The organism is uncultured Kriegella sp., assembly GCF_963975415.1.
In the GTDB taxonomy this organism is placed as follows: Bacteria; Bacteroidota; Bacteroidia; order Flavobacteriales; family Flavobacteriaceae; genus Kriegella.
On the sequence record NZ_CAXBGN010000005.1, the window covers coordinates 217,808 to 233,510 of the forward strand.

Consider the following 15,703-nt stretch of genomic DNA (forward strand, 5'->3'; position numbering starts at 1 on the left):
AGGTTCTTTTTCAATAAGGCGCAAAGGTAAAGGAAATCACAATTATATTCCTACTTTTGAAGCTATGCTTTCCATCTTAAAAAAAATTGGCCAGACGATGTATCGTATTTGGTTTTATGTACTTGTTGCCCTCCCGATTGTTGTGTTTTTTCCATTTTTGCTAGTTGCCACCATATCGGAAAAAACTTATACACAGTTTTTTTGGATGGCGCGAAACCTGTGGGCCGTTCCAATTTTATACGGTATGGGGTGTCCGCCTAAAGTCATCTACGAAGAGCAAATCGTTAGAGGAAAGAGCTATATGTTGGTCGCTAATCACACAAGTATGTTAGATATTATGCTTATGCTGAAAGTGAGTAAAAACCCTTTTGTATTTGTCGGAAAGAAAGAGTTGGTGAAAATTCCATTATTTGGTTTTTTTTATAAACGTGTCTGTATTATGGTAGACAGGGAAGATACCAAAAGCAGAACAGGGGTATATCGAAGGGCGCAACGGCGATTAAATCAAGGACTGAGCATTTGTATTTTTCCGGAAGGAGGCGTGCCCGATGATGAATCGGTCGTATTAGATGATTTTAAAGATGGTGCTTTTAAAATGGCCATTGGCCATAAGATCCCAGTAGTACCCATTACATTCTACGATAATAAAAGACGTTTTTCATTTACTTTCTTTAGTGGTGAGCCGGGTCGAATTCGTGCTAAAGTGAGTTCTTTTTTTGAAACCGATGAACTTGATGAGGGCGATAAAGCCTTGTTGCGGGAGAAAGTACGAAATACTATCTTAAAGGAACTTGACGAAAAAAATGCTATGTTACGGAAGCGAGAGCGGGAGCAAGAGGTTGTTCAACAGGACTAAAAAAAGGACATAAACGTTAGAGAAGGTACGATAACTTACCCGTTTTAGGGTTTCAGACTGTTATATTCGGTGGTAAGCTGACTTAACTTTTCAGGAAATGTTGTGGCAAGATTGTTCAGTTCCGTGGGGTCTTCTTTGAGATTATACAATTCCCAAGCTCCGCCGTTTAGACGTACGATTTTAAAATCCCCTTTTCGGAACATTCGGAACTTGTCAAGGCCTGAAATAAAATAATTGGGCTGTTCTCGTTGTTCCCCGTGGAATATAGGTGTCAGTGAGCTCCCATGAAGTGGTAGGCTTTTGTATCCATGAATAGAATCTGGATACTGTGTTTGCAGAATGTCTAAAAAGGTGGGCGCTATGTCGACCACATGACCCGGTTGCCTGGTTATAGCGCCAGGTTTGATTTTACCAGGCCAATACGCAATGAAGGGAGTGTGACTGCCGCCCTCATGACCCGCTTGTTTGTACTGTCTAAAGGGAGTATTCGACAAATTGGCCCAAGTGGACCGCAAGCTCCAATATGAGTTGGCGGGTCCGGGTTGAACATCATTGATTTTATTGGTGTAAAACGGACAGGCACCATTATCCACTAGAAATAGTATTAAGGTATTTTCGAGTTTTCCACCCTGCTTTAGTTTTTCCAAAACCCGACCGATATTTTGATCCATACGATCTATGATACCTGCATACACGGCCATTTCAAGATCGAGTGAATCTTGTTGCGCCTCGGGAAGACTATCCCAGGGATAATAGTCGGTATAACTTGGCACGAGTGGTCCGCGCGAGGTATTTAAATTGCCTTCGGCCGGACTCAGTTTTGCGTTTTTCGGAAGAATCCCCAGCTGTCGCATACGTTCATAACGTTCCCGACGTAGGTTGTCCCATCCTTTGCGATAGGTGCCCCGATATTTGGCAATATCTTCTGGTCGCGCTTGCAAAGGGTAATGTGCGGCATGATAGGGCAAGTACAAAAAGAAAGGGTTTTCGTTTTTAAAAGCTGTGTCGAGCCATTTCAAAGCATAATCTGTAATGAAATCGGTCTTGTACATGGGTGATTGTGTATGTTCGATTTCATTTGCGGAGAGTTTACGGCCATTGAGATAAAAAGGCCTTTCAAATGAACCGGAAGGCGGCAGAAAATACTCGGTGGTAGCCCAAAACTGAAAGGATTGGTCAAAAACATTTTCGGCCTTGCAGTAATCTGGCACCCATGCGTCAAAATGCTCTTTTCCACTCATGATATTTGTGTAACCGGCTTGCTTTGTTAGCTGTGCTAAATGTACGGCCCCGTTCCCTCCATTATAAAGACCCGTTAGCAACGATGAACGTGTCGGGTTGCATTTTGCCATATTATAAAATGTGGAAAACCGCATGCCACCCTGACCCAGAAAATCAATATTCGGTGTTTCGATTTCTCCACCATAGCATCCAATATCGGAAAAGCCGATGTCGTCGGCCATGATGAGTACAATGTTGGGTTTTTGCGATTCTTTCGAAGATTGTGAATAGCATAAGAAAGTGAAGAAAAACGAAATATAAATATAGACCCTCAGGTGAATGGTAAATCTCATTTTTAGCAGCTTACGGAATTTTATGCTAAAGTAAGATACGAAAAAATAAGGATGTTAAAGTTTGATGTTTTCATATTCCTTGGACGAAAACAAGAAGAAAATAAAGGGCACATGATAAAAATACCAAACAGTTTATTATCATATTGGCACTACGCCCGGCGCTATGCAAGTTTTAAACCGAGGAAACAAATGTGTTGTGCAATGAGGCTGACTCTAATTAAAATTTAAAGTTCAGCCCACTGTAAACTCCCAAAGAAAAGGGTTGAAAATCACCTGCAGTATTCGAGAAGGTATTCAATTGATATTTGAAAACGGGTTCGACGTTTAACCTTATTTTAGGGGTTACTTTGTAGTTTAGTCCGAAACCGACATTGGTGCTGAAATTTACATTATTGAGGTTATTGGCTTCCCCAACTTCGGTTGTCAATTCGCCAGATGTCAGGGCTACCGAATTATCAACTAAAAACAAGGAACTTACACCGCCGACTAAATCAATGCCGAACCTATTATCGATTAGGGCATAATTTAATTCCATAGGGATTTCCAAATAACCAAATTGTTGTGCCATTACCCCATCGCGCGTAATTTCAACAAAAGCATCTTTTTGAACTAGACCATTACTCGACTTGCCACTTTCCACTACTAAATTCTCAGAGGTTTGGGCATAGTTGATGTTAGTGATTTCGCCATTAGTTGAGCTTGCCAAGGAGGAGGAAAACTCGACATCATTGGTATCATAACCATAATCTACCTTATTTACCCCCGAACGAAGACTTAGTCTTTTGTTGATTTGATAAGAAACGGAGAGGCCATAACTCATATTTACAGCACCCGATTTCGAGTTGGGTGTAAAACTGGAATGTATCGGGGAACCTTCGCCAAAAGAATTAAAGTAAACTGGTGCTACATTTGCACCAACGGCCCATTTTCTTTCTCTCTTTTCTGTCATTACTTCATTTTCAAGGCCTTCGATTTCATCAAAGATTGACTTCTTTTTTTCCACTTTCTTCTCATCTTCAGACCCCTCTTCTTCAATTTGAGCTAATACATCGTGATTCGAATCGGTCTTATTGGCACTAATGGCTTCTGATTTAAATCCGGTAGTATCTTTTTCAAAATGTTGCACTTGAGGGGTATTCTCTTTTTCCTTGGTATTTGAAGCTATCAAAACGTCATTTTCGTTTTTAATGGCCTTATCCTTATCTCTTTCATTTCTGGTGGGCCCTTCCCCATCCTTACTAGATTGAGCGTTCCTGTTATTTTTGGCAATGATTTTGGTATTTTGATTTGCCAAATTTTGGGGGTTGGTTTGAAGCTGTTCAGCAATCCCTTCCGAAGCAGCTTCAGGGTTAATTTTATCAACTTCTTTTTTTAACAAGGGGTCGTCAACGGAGATTACCTTGGGGTTTTGGTTTTCTTTTGAAGCATCAACAACCGCATTTTCAGTTGCATTCGTGTTTTTCAAAAGAGTCGGATGTTGTTGGGAAGCATTTTTTTCTTTTGCCTTTTCAATGTCGGTTACGACTGTGGGGTCTTGTTGGTCGGTGGTGCGTTCGAAAGGGTTTATTGCCAATATCAAAAATGCTAATACGGCAGCGACACCGCCCAGTTTCCACCAAAAAGGGATAATCTTACGTGTATTTTTCTTTTTGTCCAAGGATGCCGATATCTGCTGCCAGACTTTTTCATCGGGTACTTCCGAAAAGTCCTTGAACTTCTCCTGGAACAGTTTGTCTAGGTTCTTTTTGCCCATTTTACATGACTTTGTGTTTTTTATCAATGCCCTTAAGGATCATATCATACTTCCAAATGCAATAATCAGTACGCCGATTATCGATCTGGTGGTTTCGGTTTCGATTTTTTCTTTTAATATACTTCTTGCACGGGCAAGATTTGATTTTGATGTTCCGGGTGATGTGCCCAAAAGTTCTCCTATTTCTTTGTGTGAATACCCATCAAGAACATAGAGATTAAAGGTTGTTCGGTACTTGTTCGGAAGGCTTTGAATATGGTTCAATAGGGTGTCTAAACTCACATCTACATAACCTGATTCTACGAACGTCTCTTCCTCTGTGTTTTCTGAAACTACACTTAGGTGCTCTTCTTTTCTATATTTTTGTAAAACCGTATTTACGGTAATACGTTTCATCCAACCCTCGAAGGATCCCTTGGATTTATATTGTCCAATTTTTTCGAAAATGGTAATAAAGCTATCGTGAAGGTTGTCTTCCGCCTCCGTTTTATTGCGCGAGTACTTAAGGCATATACCGAACAGTATATCGGAGTATTTTCGATATAATTGCTCTTGTGCCTTTCTATCTCCCTTGCTGCAACTTTGTATTAGCTCGTCCAGACTCAAATTATGGGTTAGCTATTAATTTTTGGTTTAGTTTACGGGTACTTCAACCTCGATATACTGGGGTTCTCCATCTTCGTCTTCCCCGGTATAAAATCGAAAAAGATAGGTGTCGGTATATAATACTTCAAATCTAAAAGAATCTTCTACTTCCTGATCTAGTGCGATACAATCTTTATTGTCTAGTATGGCACCAATAGCAACAATGTTACGGGTTGTCAAATCGCCCCGGGTTACATCAAACCCTTCCACTAAGGTGCAATCATCCGGTCGTAAAAGTTTTACTTTGATATTATACACTTCGTGTAAGTCAAATGATTCGGGAAGCTCAACATCGGTAATCTGCAATGGTTCATAATGAAAGTTCGCTCCATCATCATCTAAACTGCATGCGCCAAAGGTGAGAAAAAGCACAATGGCACAGAAAATCAAATTTAACCTTTTCATATTACAATTAGTTTATTTCTAAGATGTAATTAATGGGAAAAGGTTGCGTTTATTGCTATCAGGTATATAAAAAAGCCTCAATATACTTGAGGCTTAATTTTAATGATAAAATGATTAAAATCAACACAATTTATATTGTCGTCGATTTTAATATTGTTAGTACTATTTATTTTATAGCAGAAATGGCCTCACGTATTTTTCCATCCAATTCTTCAAAAAGCTCAGGATTATCATTCAGCAAAGCTTTTACGGCATCTCTACCTTGACCAAGTTTTGTGTCACCATAACTAAACCATGAGCCACTTTTTTTGACGATTTCATATTGTACACCCAAATCTATAATTTCACCGACCTTCGAAATTCCCTCACCATACATGATGTCGAATTCTGTGGTTCTAAATGGGGGCGCTACTTTGTTCTTTACCACCTTTACACGGGTCTTGTTTCCTTGAACGGCTCCATCGGTGTCTTTAATTTGTGTAGACCTTCTAATGTCAAGGCGAACGGAAGCATAGAATTTAAGGGCGTTACCGCCTGTAGTAGTTTCGGGATTACCGAACATTACTCCAATTTTTTCACGTAATTGGTTGATAAAAATAACGGTACAATTGGTCTTGCTAATGGAACCGGTCAATTTTCGAAGCGCTTGAGACATTAATCGTGCATGTAGCCCCATTTTTGAATCCCCCATTTCACCTTCGATTTCACTTTTGGGGGTTAGTGCCGCAACAGAATCGACGACAACGATGTCAATGGCGCCTGATCGAATCAGATTATCGGCGATTTCTAGTGCTTGTTCGCCATTATCTGGTTGCGAAATAATCAAATTATCGATGTCGACACCTAATTTTTGTGCATAAAAACGATCAAAAGCATGTTCTGCATCGATAAATGCCGCTATGCCGCCGTTTTTTTGAGCTTCGGCCATGGCATGAAGTGTTAATGTCGTTTTACCTGAAGATTCCGGGCCGTATATTTCAATAACCCTACCTCGTGGATATCCTCCCACCCCGAGGGCAATGTCAAGACCCAAAGAACCCGAGGGAATTACCTCTACATCTTGCACGATACTATCACCCATTTTCATTACTGCACCTTTGCCATAGGTCTTATCCAGCTTATCGAGAGTTAATTTTAGGGCCTTTAATTTTGCGTCTTTTTCCGAACTCATTTTTTGAATTTTAGGGAAGCTAAATTACTATTTCTTTTGGCATAAAACCATTTATATGCCTTATTTTCTAAAATATTGGAATGATTTTGAGCGGCATTGATTAAAACTAGGAATGAAGACTTGGTCAGGGATTAAAAAGGACAAAGATATCGCCATGTCAGTGCTATTACAGATCCTTTTTTGAAGATGGGATAACTTTTTGTAGAGAAATGTTTTGAATGTGACGCAACCTTTTTGCCTTAAATGTATCTAACTTAAAAACACAGTATATACTAACTCAATTTTATATACCATCGTTTTAGAATGCGATGGGTTTTTTGACCATTTCCTTTTTGCATCTTTGAAGAATGCTATGAAAAAGAAAAAAATGGACTGGTCGATTAAGAGTCTCGATTACATCGGGACTCTTTTTTTTTGGTGTTTCATTAGCAATAGAGAAAATGGGAGTGCAAGGCCGACTCCCTTAGTTACCTAAGCCCATTGCATCGGAAGCTTTTATGAACATTTATTATATTTGCATTTTAGTCATTCTTTAACTTAAACAATTCGTATAGCATGCAACTGTACAATACCTTAAGTGCAAAAGAAAGGGAAACGCTTATCGAAGCAGCAGGGCAAGAGCGCCTGACCATTTCTTTCTATAAATATGCACATATCGGTAACCCCGTAATTTTCAGAAATCATTTGTTTATTCATTGGAACGAACTTGACGTATTAGGCCGGATTTATGTGGCCAATGAGGGAATAAATGCACAGCTTTCGGTGCCTGCCGTAAATTTTGAAAATTTAAAAAAACATCTTGACAGTGTCTCCTTTTTAGAAAACGTCCGGCTTAATATTGCCATTGAGCAAAATAATAAATCCTTTTTAAAGCTTAAAGTGAAGGTCCGTAAAAAAATAGTAGCAGATGGCCTTAATGATAACACATTTGATGTTACTGATAAGGGCATTCATGTTGGTGCTGAGCAATTTAATGAGCTTCTTGAGGATCCCGATACCATTTTGGTCGATATGCGTAATCATTATGAGAGCGAAATAGGGCATTTTAAAAATGCCATTACCCCCGATGTGGATACTTTTCGCGATTCGCTAGATCTTATAGAGAATGATTTGGCCGATCATAAAGAAGATAAAAAGTTGGTCATGTACTGTACGGGTGGTATTCGCTGTGAAAAAGCCAGTGCGTATTATAGGCATAAAGGTTTTAAGCAAGTATACCAGTTGGAAGGTGGAATAATAGAATATGCCCGACAGGTTGAAAATAAAAAACTGGAGAATAAATTTATGGGTAAGAATTTTGTTTTCGACCACCGCCGTGGCGAACGTATTTCCAACGAGGTAATTGCGAATTGCCATCAATGTGGCAAAGCATGTGATACCCATGTGAATTGTGCCAATGAGGCTTGCCACCTTTTATTTATCCAATGTGAAGAATGCGCTGAAAAAATGGACGATTGCTGTTCTATAGATTGCAAGGAAGTTCATGCATTGCCCTACGAAGAGCAAAAGAGGCTTAGAAAGGGAAAGGAAGTGAGTAATAAAATTTTTAAAAAAGGTAGGTCCGAGGTTTTGAAGTATAAGAAATGAAAAGAGGCGAGATGGATATAATGTGGTTAGTAGAGACGTCAGGTTTTTTGCGTGTTTTTATAGCTCTGGGCCAAAAAGACCGAGGGTAGTGGGAAATGGCAAACAAGCTACCACATGCTAAACTACTTTCTTTCCTATGCAAAAAACACTACCTTTACTTTTAAGAATAGTATGAACCTTTTTTGACAAGAACATTTGGTTTTTGTTAAATCAAGATATAAAATATGGGTTGTAGCAGTTGTTCAACCGACAAGGATGGACAGCCGCGCGGGTGCAAGAACAATGGAACTTGCGGTACTGACGGTTGTAATAAATTAACGGTTTTTGATTGGCTTTCAAATATGTCGCCCCCAAATGGAGAAAGGCAGTTTGATTGTGTAGAAGTACGTTTTAAGAATAGTAGAAAGGAGTTTTTCCGAAATAGTGAAAACCTTTCCCTTTCAATTGGCGATGTTGTTGCCACACAGGCGCAATCAGGCCATGACATAGGTATTGTGACCTTGGTGGGCGAACTGGTCAAAGTGCAAATGAAAAGGAAAAAGGTCGATTACAAAGATGATGTACTTCCGAAAGTGTACCGAAAAGCATCACAAAGCGATATCGATAAATGGCAAAAATGTAGAAATCGCGAAGAAGAAATTAAAAAGCGAGCACGGGAAATAGCCATTATCCTAAAACTGAAAATGAAAATTTCCGATGTGGAATTTCAAGGAGACGGCTCTAAGGCTACGTTTTATTATACGGCAGAGGAACGGGTCGATTTTCGTCAACTGATCAAAGACATGGCGAAGGCCTTCGGTATACGTATCGAGATGCGGCAAATTGGTTATCGCCAAGAAGCCCAACGTTTGGGGGGCATTGGGTCTTGCGGTCGTGAGCTTTGCTGTTCTACTTGGTTGACAGACTTCAGGTCGGTCAGTACTTCGGCTGCTCGTTATCAACAGCTATCCCTTAACCCTCAGAAATTAGCCGGACAATGTGGTAAGCTTAAGTGTTGTTTGAATTATGAGCTTGATATGTACCTAGATGCCTTAAAAGATTTTCCATCATCAGATACAAGGCTGCATACTGAAAAAGGAATGGCGTTTTGTCAAAAAACCGATATTTTTAAGGGTACTTTATGGTTTTCTTACAAAGAAGATCCCGCGAATTGGCATGCCCTTTCGAAAGATCAGGTAAAAGAAATTCTAGAAAAGAACAAAAGGAAAGAGAAGGTTGCAAGCCTTGAAGAATATGCCATTGAGAATACGGTCGAAGAGAAAGTGGTTTTTGAAAATGTGGTCGGGCAAGATAGTCTTACACGGTTTGATAGACCAAAGGGCAGAAATAACAGAAACAAGAACAAGAACAAGAAAAGAAGGAACAATAGAAAAAGACGTCCAAAAAATGCCTAAAAGTTTGTTTGTCTTAGCAGCTCTGATATGTGTTGTTTCTTGTAATGACGCCTTGTTGGTTTCAGAATACAAGGCTACTGATAAAGGGCATTGGAACAAGGATCATACGATTGAATTTACGTTTTCCGAAGTTGATACGATTCGGCGTCATAATATGTTCATTAATATCCGTAATGACGAAACTTTTCCTTACAGTAATCTTTTTTTAATAGCTGAACTCAATTTTCCTAGTGGAGAAACCGTTAAGGATACATTGGAATATGAAATGGCACTTCCTGATGGTAAATGGTTGGGTAAAGGCTATGGAAGCATTAAAGAAAACAAACTTTGGTATAAAGAGAACATCGTTTTTCCCTCTTCTGGCGTATATACCTTGAGTGTTTCACATGCAATGCGAAAAAATGGTAGTGTTGATGGCATAGCCAATTTGCCAGGCATTACCGATGTAGGTTTTGAAATTGTAAAAAGTAATGAGTAAAAATATGGCAGGGGCCAAAAAGAAAAAAGCAGACCAAAGTTTTTGGAAATTCATTAAATGGTTCTGGATATTATTTATCACGGGGATTTTTGCTGTGGCCTTACTATTTTTGTTGGCGTCATGGGGCGCTTTTGGTGAATTGCCCACCTTTGAGACGCTAGAGAATCCACAGACCAATTTAGCGACCGAAATTATATCTTCCGATGCAAAAACATTGGGTAAATTTTATTTAGACGATAACAGAACCGATGTTTCGTTTGAAGATTTGCCCGAGAATTTGGTGAATGCGTTGGTAGCTACCGAAGATGCTCGTTTTTACAATCATTCAGGTATTGATGCCCGGGGAACGCTGCGGGCCTTTTTCTTTCTTGGGAAACGTGGTGGTGCAAGTACGATTTCACAACAGTTGGCGCGACAGCTGTTCGTGGGTGTACGTTCTAGAAATAAATTTGAAACCATCAAGCAAAAGATTCAAGAATGGGTAATTGCCACACAGTTAGAACGTAGTTATACCAAAGAAGAGATTATCACGATGTATTTCAATATCTATGATTTTGGTAACAATGCCGATGGTATTCGTTCTGCATCCAGAATATATTTTGGAAAAGAGCCTAAAGATTTAAAAGTTGAGGAATCGGCCATGTTGGTAGGCATGTTCAAAAATTCTTCCCTTTACAATCCCATACCAAGAAGAAATCCAGTGGGCACAAAGAATAGAAGAGATGTGGTCTTGGCCCAAATGGCTAAGTACGGTTATATTTCGGAAGTGGAAAAAGATTCATTACAGGCGATGGAAATGAATATCAACTTTAACCCTGAGTCTCACCGGGAAGGTATCGCCACTTACTTCAGAATGTACCTGCAGGGCTTTATGAATAAATGGATTAAGAAGAATCCGAAGCCGGCCCTAGAAGGTCAACGCGACAAATGGAACCTTTATTTAGACGGGCTTCGTATATATACGACCATCGATTCACGTATGCAAAAGAATGCAGAGGATGCCGTAGGGGAGCATATGAAGAAATTACAGGCAGAATTCTTTCATCAAAATACGCCAGATCGTAATGCCACTACCCCTTTCGTGGGTCTTGAGAAAAAGGAAATCAATAGTATCATGGAACGGGCCATGAAAACCTCTGATCGGTGGCGCAAAATGAAGGCGAACGGAAAATCGGAAAAAGAGATTCGCGAATCTTTTACCAAAAAAATCGATATGACGGTTTTCGATTGGAACAGTGAAACAAGGGAAAAGGATACCGTATTGACCCCGATGGATTCCATTCGGTATTATAAGACCTTTTTAAGAACGGCAATGATGTCTATGGAACCCCAGACCGGCCACGTGAAGGCTTGGGTCGGGGGAGTAGATTACAAACATTTTCAATATGATGGTGTTTATCAGGGGTCGCACCAACCGGGTTCGACATTTAAACCTTTCGTATACGCAGCGGCCATTGATCAGCTACGCTTATCGCCCTGCGATTCTTTACCCGACATCTTATATTGCATAGAAGCTGGAAAACACGGCAATCCTGAAAAATGGTGTCCTGGGAATGCCGATCGTAAATATTCTGGGAAAATGTATACGTTGAAAAAAGCACTTGCCAATTCAATGAATACCGTTACGGCTCAATTGATTGATAGGGTAGGGCCTAAGTCGGTAGTTTCCATCGTTAAAAATATTGGGCTGACAAGAGATATTCCAGAAGTACCTTCCATAGCCTTGGGAACACCTGACGTAAATCTCTACGAGATGGTTGGGGCATATGGTACTTTTGTTAATCAAGGCGTGTATGTCAAGCCGGTAATGGTAACACGAATTGAAGATAAAAATGGTACGGTACTTTATGAATACGTTCCAGAAACTAAAGATGTATTAAGCAAAGATGTGGCCTATGCGATGTTGAACCTTATGGAAGGTGTGACCGAAGGAGGTTCCGGAACGCGTTTGCGTCACAGCTACCAAAAGAATGCCACTGAATATAAGGAAATTATTACAGGATATCCTTACGGGTTTACCAACCCTATTGCAGGTAAAACAGGTACAACACAGAATCAGAGTGATGGCTGGTTTATGGGTATGGTGCCAAATTTGGTTACTGGTGTTTGGGTCGGTGGAGAGGATAGGGCTATACACTTTTCTTCCTTGAGATATGGCCAAGGTGCTTCTACGGCACTACCTATTTGGGGCCTTTATATGAAGAAAAACTATGCAAACAACGATTTGGGTATATCCGATGGAGAATTCCCTGCACCTGAAAACTTGTCAATCAATGTCGATTGCTCAAAGACTGTCGAAAATACCGATGAGGAAGTTGATCCCGGTGATGATTTGGATGATTTAGATTTTTAAGAAGCAAATCGCTGATTAATTAAGGCCTGAAAACTTCTGGGGTTTAAGAACATTTACTTCTGCGATACTTCCCGCTCTTTGATTTTTGAAAGCAATACCTTGAGGTATTTGCTGAACTTTTCTGTGTGGTTTTTTTCCATTCCGTATAACTATTTTAGACTCTTGATTAATTCTGTTTTTACTTCATGGGTTGCAAAAAAAATAGTATTTTGAAGACGTGCAAGAAACGTTTGTAATACTAAAATTTCAGGGATATGATTCATAAAACAGTTTCTGGTGTTGAAGATGCCTTAGCGGGTGTTAAAGATGGCATGACATTCATGTTAGGGGGGTTTGGTCTATGTGGTATTCCTGAAAACATCATAGCGGAGTTAGTACGCTCCGAAGCAAAAGACCTGACCTGTATATCCAATAATGCCGGGGTCGATGATTTTGGATTGGGACTTTTACTGAAAAAACACCAGATAAAAAAGATGATTTCATCCTATGTTGGTGAAAATGAAGAATTCGAGCGCCAGATGTTAAATGGGGAACTTGATGTTGAATTAACGCCGCAGGGAACGCTGGCAGAAAAGTGTAGGGCTGCCCAGGCAGGATTCCCCGCTTTTTTTACACCGGCAGGCTACGGAACCGAAGTGGCTATGGGTAAAGAAACGCGTGAATTTAATGGTAAGATGTATGTGCTCGAAGAAGCTTTTAAAGCCGATTACGCCTTTGTAAAAGCTTGGAAAGGTGACGAAGCCGGAAATCTAATTTTTAAGGGGACGGCCCGTAATTTTAATGCATGCATGTGTGGTGCCGCAAAGGTAACGGTCGCAGAAGTAGAAGAATTGGTTCCCGCAGGGGAATTGGATCCTAACCAAGTTCATGTACCCGGTATATTTGTCCAACGAATTTTTCAAGGAAAGAGTTATGAAAAACGAATAGAACAACGCACCGTACGTCAAAGAAACTGATATTAACGAACCATGTTGGATAAGAACGGAATCGCCAAGCGAATAGCACAAGAAGTCAAAGACGGGTATTATGTGAATCTAGGCATAGGTATCCCCACTTTGGTTGCCAATTTTGTACGCGATGACATCGATGTCGAATTCCAAAGTGAAAATGGTGTATTGGGTATGGGGCCATTTCCTTTCGAAGGAGAGGAAGATGCAGACATTATTAATGCCGGTAAACAAACGATTACGACCTTGCCAGGGGCTTCTTTTTTTGACTCTGCGACCAGTTTCGCAATGATTCGGGGGCAGCATGTAGATTTGACTATTTTGGGCGCCATGGAAGTTGCTCAAAATGGAGATATAGCGAATTGGAAAATACCCGGTAAAATGGTAAAAGGAATGGGAGGGGCTATGGATTTGGTGGCTTCTGCCGAAAATATTATTGTCGCCATGTTGCATACCAACAGGGCGGGAGACTCTAAATTGCTTAAGAAGTGTACATTGCCTTTAACGGGCGTGGGCTGTGTAAAAAAAATCGTGACAAATTTGGCCGTTTTAGAGGTAACCCTTCGTGGGTTTAAATTGCTAGAGCGAGCACCCGGAGTTTCTGTGGAAGAGATACAAAAAGCTACCGAAGGCACTTTGTTTTTTGATGGTGAGGTGCCCGAAATGCAACTATAACAGGTAATAGGAACTTTTTTATCGGGACTATCCCATAAATAGGTTGTGTTATCAAACGAATATGAAAAATTGGTCGGCGTTTTTAGTTTTATGGTTTGTAGTACCATTTTACGCTCAAACTTCTGAAAAGACCATTTCAGGCAAGGTGACCGATGTATGGGAAACACCGATTCCTAATGTAAACGTTTTGCTAAAAGGTACCGACCGCGGAACACAAACAGATGGTGACGGGTGGTTTTCGTTAAGAGTACTTACCAAGGAGGTTTTGCTAATATCCGCCCTAGGATATGGTAGTGTTGAAATTACCGTGCCAGAAACGGAGGAAGAACTTAAAATTGTCTTATCTCCAAGGGCAACTGAATTAGATGAAGTGACCGTAGGGAAAAGGAAACGAAAAACCCAAAAGGACATTTTGGCCGAATTTCCCGAAAATCCAAATCTTTTAAAAACCTCAATGGGTGTTTTAAACAAGGATCGTTCTTCATCGGCCTTGCGGGTAATCAGTGGCAAAGAATTGGTGGCTACTGGACCTGATTTTTTATCTTCTTTAAAGAACCTTAGTCCTAATATGAGGGTCGTTAGACCCCCTTTTGCCCCTGATGTTGAGGTGTATTTGTTCAGAATCGTTTATACTTCCCTTGATGATGAACTGGATATACCTCCGAAAGCTATTTTTGATGTAGATGGATTTATACAAGAGACCGCGCCAACATATCTGTCAGCACACGATATAGACCGTGTAGCGATACTCGAGCGCAATGCAGCGATTACCAGATATGGGCCAAGGGGTACCGGAGGTGTTATTGTAGTCAACACCAAGGCCACGACCCAAATGAACCAATTTGGGGTAGACGAGCGTTATGATAATTCCGTTTTGCATGACAGTCTAAGCGAACTGTTTATAGACCAAAGGTATTATGTGCCAAAACCTCCTGATTACATGGAAGCTTATATAGAGACCACCACCGCAGAGGAAGCAGAGGGGTTATTGGAAAGGGACATAGAACTTTACTCTAAAAACCCGATCTTTTTTTTAGATTTGGCTTATTATTTTAGGGAACGTTGGAAAGATTACAAGACTTCAGATAAGCTACTTAAGCAGGTTCATCAACGCTTTCCGGAAAATAGTACAGTATTAAGGTCGCTGGCATACAGATATGATATTTTGGGGAGAAAGGATAAAGCTTTAGATCTGTTCCTAGAAATTTTGAAGTTAGATTCGTCGGTCGCTCAATCCTATTGTGATGTAGCGAATGCCTATGCTGAAAAAGGAGATAATAAGAAAGCCTCGATGGTCTATGAGAGCTACCGGGAAGTCAGGAATAGGAGTAGTATTGCCTTCGACAAATATGGAGCAGACCTAATGATGACTATTGAATCCCTTAACAACCTGCAAGCCCGAAAAGAAAAAATAAGTTGGAAAAAATTGGAGAACGAGGCAGGGGTTGAAATTTCGAGAACGCGAATTGTTGCAGCTTGGAGCAACCCTAAAATTAGTATAGGATTTCAAATTGTAAACCCTGAATCAATGTACGATACTTGGGAAAATACTGGGAAGCTAAATGAAATGCAAGAAGGGCAAGCACTTAGGGGGTATGCTAGCACACAATTTTTTCTTGACGATGACAAAACAGGCGAATGGCAGTTGAATCTACAGCATTATAAAGGAACGGCCCAAGATCCTACCTATTTACATATATCGACTTTTTTTGACTATGGACTTCCTACCCAGCGCAAGATATTACGATTGTTCAAATTGACACCAGAATATGAGGTTACGGGCCTTCTCACCGTAAACACTCAATCGAATACTATGGTTAGTGATTAAATATTGTATGTTTAGGGAAAAATTTGGGAGAGATTAT

At 40.2% G+C, this 15,703-nt stretch carries 13 protein-coding genes; 8 read left to right on the forward strand and 5 right to left on the reverse strand.

The window, feature by feature from the left end:
* Window positions 1–64 precede the first annotated feature (64 nt).
* Window positions 65–856 (forward strand): lysophospholipid acyltransferase family protein, encoded by a 792-nt coding sequence (locus AACZ88_RS13265; protein WP_339711115.1) that lies wholly within the window; start codon window positions 65–67, stop codon window positions 854–856.
* Window positions 857–900: 44 nt separating this feature from the next.
* Here AACZ88_RS13265 and AACZ88_RS13270 read toward each other — a convergent pair whose 3' ends face one another.
* The 5 genes from AACZ88_RS13270 to recA form a co-directional block, all read right to left on the reverse strand.
* Window positions 901–2,430, reverse strand: coding sequence for an arylsulfatase (locus tag AACZ88_RS13270; RefSeq protein ID WP_339711118.1), 1,530 nt, complete (start codon window positions 2,428–2,430; stop codon window positions 901–903).
* Window positions 2,431–2,647: 217 nt separating this feature from the next.
* Complete coding sequence (locus AACZ88_RS13275) at window positions 2,648–4,183, reverse strand: outer membrane beta-barrel protein (RefSeq protein WP_339711120.1); 1,536 nt, start codon at window positions 4,181–4,183, stop codon at window positions 2,648–2,650.
* 39 nt (window positions 4,184–4,222) lie between these two features.
* The gene (locus AACZ88_RS13280; RefSeq protein ID WP_339711122.1) at window positions 4,223–4,789 is read right to left on the reverse strand and encodes an RNA polymerase sigma factor; all 567 of its coding nucleotides are present in this window, start codon (window positions 4,787–4,789) and stop codon (window positions 4,223–4,225) included.
* Between the two features lie 27 nt (window positions 4,790–4,816).
* Window positions 4,817–5,233 carry a hypothetical protein gene (locus AACZ88_RS13285; RefSeq protein ID WP_339711124.1) on the reverse strand — a complete coding sequence of 139 codons (417 nt, stop codon included), beginning with the start codon at window positions 5,231–5,233 and terminating at the stop codon, window positions 4,817–4,819.
* 166 nt (window positions 5,234–5,399) lie between these two features.
* The gene (gene recA, locus AACZ88_RS13290) at window positions 5,400–6,404 is read right to left on the reverse strand and encodes a recombinase RecA (RefSeq protein WP_339711127.1); all 1,005 of its coding nucleotides are present in this window, start codon (window positions 6,402–6,404) and stop codon (window positions 5,400–5,402) included.
* Between the two features lie 555 nt (window positions 6,405–6,959).
* On the opposite strand from recA, the gene AACZ88_RS13295 reads away from it, so the two are divergent.
* From AACZ88_RS13295 to AACZ88_RS13325, 7 genes are all read left to right on the forward strand, one after another.
* Entirely contained in the window at window positions 6,960–7,991 is a 1,032-nt protein-coding gene (locus AACZ88_RS13295; protein ID WP_339711130.1) for a rhodanese-related sulfurtransferase, read from the forward strand.
* Between the two features lie 224 nt (window positions 7,992–8,215).
* Window positions 8,216–9,385: a regulatory iron-sulfur-containing complex subunit RicT gene (gene ricT, locus AACZ88_RS13300; protein ID WP_339711132.1), complete on the forward strand. Its 1,170-nt coding sequence runs from the start codon at window positions 8,216–8,218 to the stop codon at window positions 9,383–9,385.
* A complete protein-coding gene (locus AACZ88_RS13305; RefSeq protein WP_339711134.1) occupies window positions 9,378–9,863 on the forward strand; it encodes a gliding motility lipoprotein GldH in 486 nt (161 codons plus the stop codon). Before ricT ends, AACZ88_RS13305 begins: the two co-directional genes overlap by 8 nt.
* Entirely contained in the window at window positions 9,856–12,216 is a 2,361-nt protein-coding gene (locus tag AACZ88_RS13310) for a transglycosylase domain-containing protein (RefSeq protein WP_339711136.1), read from the forward strand. Before AACZ88_RS13305 ends, AACZ88_RS13310 begins: the two co-directional genes overlap by 8 nt.
* A 254-nt stretch (window positions 12,217–12,470) precedes the next feature.
* Complete coding sequence (locus AACZ88_RS13315; protein WP_339711138.1) at window positions 12,471–13,172, forward strand: CoA transferase subunit A; 702 nt, start codon at window positions 12,471–12,473, stop codon at window positions 13,170–13,172.
* A gap of 12 nt (window positions 13,173–13,184) precedes the next feature.
* The gene (locus tag AACZ88_RS13320) at window positions 13,185–13,838 is read left to right on the forward strand and encodes a CoA transferase subunit B (protein WP_339711141.1); all 654 of its coding nucleotides are present in this window, start codon (window positions 13,185–13,187) and stop codon (window positions 13,836–13,838) included.
* A 61-nt stretch (window positions 13,839–13,899) separates the two neighbouring features.
* Window positions 13,900–15,666 carry a carboxypeptidase-like regulatory domain-containing protein gene (locus AACZ88_RS13325; RefSeq protein ID WP_339711144.1) on the forward strand — a complete coding sequence of 589 codons (1,767 nt, stop codon included), beginning with the start codon at window positions 13,900–13,902 and terminating at the stop codon, window positions 15,664–15,666.
* Window positions 15,667–15,703 lie beyond the last annotated feature (37 nt).

Coding starts and splice junctions, on each gene's coding strand:
- AACZ88_RS13265 (WP_339711115.1), top strand. CDS start 65: ATGCTTTCCATCTTAAAAAAAATTGGCCAGACGATGTATCGTATTTGG.
- AACZ88_RS13270 (WP_339711118.1), bottom strand. CDS start 2,430: ATGAGATTTACCATTCACCTGAGGGTCTATATTTATATTTCGTTTTTC.
- AACZ88_RS13275 (WP_339711120.1), bottom strand. CDS start 4,183: ATGGGCAAAAAGAACCTAGACAAACTGTTCCAGGAGAAGTTCAAGGAC.
- AACZ88_RS13285 (WP_339711124.1), bottom strand. CDS start 5,233: ATGAAAAGGTTAAATTTGATTTTCTGTGCCATTGTGCTTTTTCTCACC.
- recA (WP_339711127.1), bottom strand. CDS start 6,404: ATGAGTTCGGAAAAAGACGCAAAATTAAAGGCCCTAAAATTAACTCTC.
- AACZ88_RS13295 (WP_339711130.1), top strand. CDS start 6,960: ATGCAACTGTACAATACCTTAAGTGCAAAAGAAAGGGAAACGCTTATC.
- ricT (WP_339711132.1), top strand. CDS start 8,216: ATGGGTTGTAGCAGTTGTTCAACCGACAAGGATGGACAGCCGCGCGGG.
- AACZ88_RS13305 (WP_339711134.1), top strand. CDS start 9,378: ATGCCTAAAAGTTTGTTTGTCTTAGCAGCTCTGATATGTGTTGTTTCT.
- AACZ88_RS13310 (WP_339711136.1), top strand. CDS start 9,856: ATGAGTAAAAATATGGCAGGGGCCAAAAAGAAAAAAGCAGACCAAAGT.
- AACZ88_RS13315 (WP_339711138.1), top strand. CDS start 12,471: ATGATTCATAAAACAGTTTCTGGTGTTGAAGATGCCTTAGCGGGTGTT.
- AACZ88_RS13320 (WP_339711141.1), top strand. CDS start 13,185: ATGTTGGATAAGAACGGAATCGCCAAGCGAATAGCACAAGAAGTCAAA.
- AACZ88_RS13325 (WP_339711144.1), top strand. CDS start 13,900: ATGAAAAATTGGTCGGCGTTTTTAGTTTTATGGTTTGTAGTACCATTT.